This is a genomic window from Sinosporangium siamense (assembly GCF_016863435.1).
In the GTDB taxonomy this organism is placed as follows: Bacteria; Actinomycetota; Actinomycetes; order Streptosporangiales; family Streptosporangiaceae; genus Sinosporangium; species Sinosporangium siamense.
The window spans coordinates 1-4,872 of the sequence record NZ_BOOW01000067.1 but is presented as its reverse complement, the minus strand read 5'-3'; the positions used below and the strand labels follow the sequence as shown (position 1 = coordinate 4,872).

Genomic DNA, 4,872 nt, shown 5'->3' with positions numbered 1-4,872 from the left:
ACCGACAACGGGGCGGAGTTCCAGTCGGCCTTCCACTGGCACGTGCTGGACAAGGGCATCGCCCACATCTACATCAAACCGCGCACTCCGCGGCTGAACGGCAAGGTCGAGCGCTCACACCGCATCGACGCCGAGGAGTTCTACCGGATGCTGGAGGGTGTCGTCATCGACGACGCCGAACTGTTCAACGACAAGCTGCGCGAATGGGAGGACTACTACAACTACCATCGACCCCATGGCGGCCTCGGCGGCCAGACCCCCTACGAACGCCTCAAACAGAAGACCCAAGCTCAGGCCCAGGCGTAAACGATCACTGTCGGTCGCACACGCCAACTACCTCTGCCGGATGAGAACTTTCTTTACGTCTTTAAAGGCGGACCGCTCCGCGGCCCGCCGCGCGTCGGGCGGTCACGGGCCGCGCTGCGGCTCTCCGGCCGGTCGCGACCCGCACCGCCCACGCGGATGGCACACAAGCATCGACTCCGCTGGGATCCGATCAGCGAAATATCCCGAACACGTTGCCGACGCGGCATACGCTCCGGTTAGGTAGACCCGTGGCGAAGGCCGAATCGCGTACCCCGTGGCGATCCGGGGTTCTGAGTGCCGTTGGCATGGCGTTGTTGGCCTCAGCCACGAATGTCATGATCAATTATGCCACCACCGAAGCCACTGCCCTGAGATGGACAGGCGTGGTAGCTCTTACCCTCGCGAGCGGGCTGGGAGTGGCGCTTGCACAATCCCGTCGCCAGCGGTCTGAATCGCAATCTGCTGAGAAGCCAGCAGTCCATCTCCGGATTGTTAATCCGGGAAAAACAATTGACCTCAAAGTGTACAGCCAAGAGGTCGCCTTGCAAGCTGGCTACATCGATCAATGGATACGAACTGCGCACGGTGAGAACGAAAAGATCGAATCCGAGGAGGCGAGCGGTCATGACTGACAAGTGGGCCGATCACGAGACCCGCCGCCTTCGTGAGCTTATTGATTCTGGTCTTGATCAGTATATTCCGGATCTGGCACATGCGCTCCAAAAGACTGCTCGCCGTCTGATTCAGACGGGAGGGCGTTCGGATGCATTTGAAGCCTCCAAAGAAGCGATTAACATTTGGCGCGACCTGTCGATCAAGGATCGCCAATCCTTTCTCCCTGAGCTCGCATCTTCCTTAAATGACTTCGCACTTAATAGTGCTGCCGCAGGTCGATATTCAGAGGCAATAGCGTACAACGAAGAGGCCATTCGCCATTATCGCGAGCTTGCAAACGGGAACTCTGACTTGTATGTCGCAGATCTGACCTCATCGCTCAGCAATCACGCTAGCTACCTAGCGGATATCGGTCGGCTCCAAGAAGCGCTGGCCGTTGCCAGCGAAGCAGTTCAAATTCATGAAGACGATATGCAACGTCGCGACCAAGACGAATACGTCATTGGGGACTATGTTGCGGAGTTCGCTGGCGCACTGAACAATCGATCTATTCTCCTGGCAGAAACGGGACGAAGAGAGGAAGCCCTGGCCGATAGCGAGGCTGCTGTCCGACTGTATCGCCAGATCGCTGAGAGTGAGCCCGAGCTGTACCAGCACAACCTTGCGCGGGCGCTGAGTACACTGGCTACTCATTTGTCTACACTCGGGCGGAAATCGGCTGCGCTATTGGCAGGCGAGGAGGCGATTCAACTCTATCGAGAAATGTCGACTGCAAGCGAAGATGCTCACCTGCCCGGCCTAGCCGCCTCATTGAACAACTACTCCACTAGCCTTATTAACTCTGGACGATACAAGGATGCATTCAAGTCAAGCGAGGAGGCCGTTCGGATATATCGCGGATTGGCGCGCCAGGATCCAGTTGTCTACCAAACGGACCTGGCGGTTTCGCTGAGCAATCTCGGGAACGCGCTTACCCAGCTTGGTCGCCACAGTGAAGCACTCCAAGCGGCACTTGAAGCAATCGATCTATATCGACGTTTCAAAGCGCAAACACCCGAATCTTCCAAGTCTGGAATTGCCAATGCGCTCACAATGCTGGGCGGCGCGTATGAAGAGCTGGGCCGACTTGATGACGCTGAGAGATCTCATGCCGATGCGCTTTCTATTCTGCAGGACCATTTCGGGGAAGAGCATCCGGCAACCTTGGCTAGTGGCTACAATCTAGCCCGGGTACATTGGCTGATGGGCCGCCAGCAGACGGCTTTAGATGAATGGCGCGCAGTGCTGGAAGTTACTCGCCGCGTTCTCGGCGACGATCACCCTGGAACACTTGCCATCCTTCGTACGCTAGGCGAGAGTCCATACGAGTATGACAGCAAGGAGGGCAGGCTAACTTAGGCATGAAGAGTTGGCGAGAAAGGTCTCAGGGCGCTTCTAATGTCTACATGTGACCTACTGTGCCCCGCTCTTTACTCCTGCGCCACTTCCGGTCCTCGGGCATGGCGACCCTGCGCTCGGGCAGTGCACTCTGCCTGAACTTGGGCGCCCTAGCTGCACAGGTTCTTGCCGGTGTCTAGGGGCTGCCGCCCCGCTTCCGTTCCTCGGGCCTGGCGGCCCTGCGGTACGGGTCGGGTTGCCACCGAGCGACTCGGGCATTGCCGCAGAATTCGAGCAGGAAGCCAGGCGGGATGGCCTGACGCGAACCACTCCGAGTGCAGATTCGCCGACAATTTGACCGATCAAGCGATGCTCTCTGTAACGATCTGCCCATGGTGGGCAATCGCCCGTCTGCCTTGCACCGATGATTCATGATAGGGATCGTGGGCAACAAGTGGCGAGCGCTGGCCTGGGCCGGTGGAGCAGTGGTTGTACTTGTCGGCACGGTAGTGGTGGGGGTTCTGCTGTTCAGGGAAGGGCTTGAGGACGCCGACAGGTGGGCAAGCCTCATCAACATGGGCGTGACAGCACTGATCGGCGTGCCATTGACGCTCTATCAGGTGCATCTTGCCCGGCGCGCTCTGACGCCGGCTGCGGCGCCCGTCGACATTCACATCACGGCGGGCGGAGACAGGTCGATCGCCGCCCAGACGATCCACTCCGCCTCTACGGGAAATCGTTCTCCCGCACTGCCTGAAGCGGCGTCACCGGCACCGAGCCCCGCCCAGGAAGACCGGCCGGCGCTCAGGTCGGACGCTGCAATTTCTGGTCCGCAAGCCCATGTGCGGATCGAGGCGATCGGCGAGCGATCGATCGCCGCCCAGAACATCGGATCCGCCTCCACAGGCGACTCCGCTCCGCCCGCACCGACAGGTTGAGCCGTGACCAATCCGATCCCCCCTCCCAGCGTGGACATTCGTGCCGCAGGTGTCGGCTCGATAGCCGCCCAGAACATCGGAGCGGCGACGACCGGGGATCATTCGCCGATCATCAGGCTGGAGCCGGGAGGTCTGCTGCCCGCCCGGCAGGTGCGGGTATCGGCGCACGAGCCGGTGCGCCACGTGGAGGCACCACGGGCCCGGCACTTCGTCGGCCGCGCTCAGGAGCTGGAGCGGCTGCGCACTCTGCTGACCTGCGAGCGAACCCCGCTGGTGGTGCGCCAGGTCGTGTACGGGATGGGCGGGGTGGGCAAGTCCGAGCTGGTCCGCCAGTACGCCCACGCCTACCGGGAGGAGTATCCGGTGGCGTGGTGGATCAACGCCGACTCTCCGCAGAACCTGCAACACGGGCTGGCCGCCCTGGCCACGGCGCTTCACCCGCCGATCGGGCTGCTCGGTGATGCCGAGCAGGCGGCCGCGTGGGCGCTGGAGTGGCTGCAGGCCCATCCGGGGTGGCTGGTGGTGCTGGACAACGTCGAGGATCCCGACGCCGTACGGCAGTGCCTGGACCGGTTGTCCGGCGGCCATCTGGTGATCACCACTCGGCGGGACGTCTACTGGCAGGGCCTGGCCACTGTGTCCCTACCCGTGCTGGAGGGCCGGCCCGCGCTGGATCTGATGCTGGCGATCATCGGGCGGTCCCAGCCGCTCGGCCCGGGCCAGGTGGCCGATCTGGAGGCGATCGCGGCCGAGCTGGGGCATCTGCCACTGGCGCTGGAGCAGGCGGCGGCCTACATGCATCAGCAACGTTGCAGCCCTTCCCGCTACCTACGGCAACTCCACGAGGAGCCAGCACGAGCGCACGCGCGATTCCCGCACGGCGGGGAGGCCGAGCGGATCATGGCCCGATTGTGGCACCACCACCTGGCAGCACTGCAGGCGCATAACCGTCGTACCGGCTTGGCGGTCGAGCACCTGTTGCGGGTGCTGGCCTGCTACTCCCCCGGGGACATCCCGCGCCTCCTGCTGGGTGTCCTTCCGCTAGGCGATCAACAGCCTTACGGGGGGAAGGAAGAGGAACAGAAGTGGGATGAGGCATTGTCGGTGCTGGCCTCCTACAGCATGATCAGCCGGTCCGGAGTGGACGAGGCCGAGACGATCAGCATGCACCGGCTGTTCCAGTCCGTGATCCGCCACGGCCTGGACTACGACGCCCCCGCACAGCAGGCCGCCCGCCACACCGCCCTGACCTGGATGGGGCAGGCGCTACCGCCTGGCCCGGGCACCAATGTCGCCGGCTGGCCAATCTGGCGTGATCTGATGCCCCACATCGACGCTCTAGCCTCCTGCCACCGGCAGGGAGGCGAGCCCGCAGAGCTCGGCTTTGTCCTCAACCAGGCCGCTGTCTTCACTGTGACGCAGGGCCAGCATCGGCGAGTCCATGATCTCGCCAAGCGGGCGATGACCATCGCCGAGGCCCTCTACGGTCCCGACCACCCCACTGTCGCCACCTCAATGGGCAACCTCGCCATCGCTTTCTGTGATCTAGGGCGGCCGGGCGAAGCAGTGCCGTTGCTTGAACGGGCGCTGGCCATCACCGAAGCCGCCTACGGCCCCGACCACCCCGATGTCGCCA

Annotated in this window: 5 protein-coding genes; all 5 read left to right on the top strand. The window is 62.6% G+C overall.

Annotation, left to right across the window (positions count from 1 at the left end):
• Positions 1-306 (top strand): integrase core domain-containing protein (locus tag Ssi02_RS38370; RefSeq protein WP_204034391.1); only part of this gene is annotated, 306 nt, incomplete at its 5' end.
• Positions 307-554: 248 nt separating this feature from the next.
• Complete coding sequence (locus tag Ssi02_RS38365) at positions 555-938, top strand: hypothetical protein (protein WP_204034389.1); 384 nt, start codon at positions 555-557, stop codon at positions 936-938.
• A complete protein-coding gene (locus tag Ssi02_RS38360) occupies positions 931-2,319 on the top strand; it encodes a tetratricopeptide repeat protein (protein ID WP_204034387.1) in 1,389 nt (462 codons plus the stop codon). Before Ssi02_RS38365 ends, Ssi02_RS38360 begins: the two co-directional genes overlap by 8 nt.
• A 422-nt stretch (positions 2,320-2,741) precedes the next feature.
• Entirely contained in the window at positions 2,742-3,236 is a 495-nt protein-coding gene (locus Ssi02_RS38355) for a hypothetical protein (RefSeq protein WP_204034380.1), read from the top strand.
• 3 nt (positions 3,237-3,239) lie between these two features.
• The coding region (locus Ssi02_RS38350; RefSeq protein WP_204034375.1) for a tetratricopeptide repeat protein at positions 3,240-4,872 on the top strand (1,633 nt) is incomplete at its 3' end.

Coding starts and splice junctions, on each gene's coding strand:
- Ssi02_RS38360 (WP_204034387.1), top strand. CDS start 931: ATGACTGACAAGTGGGCCGATCACGAGACCCGCCGCCTTCGTGAGCTT.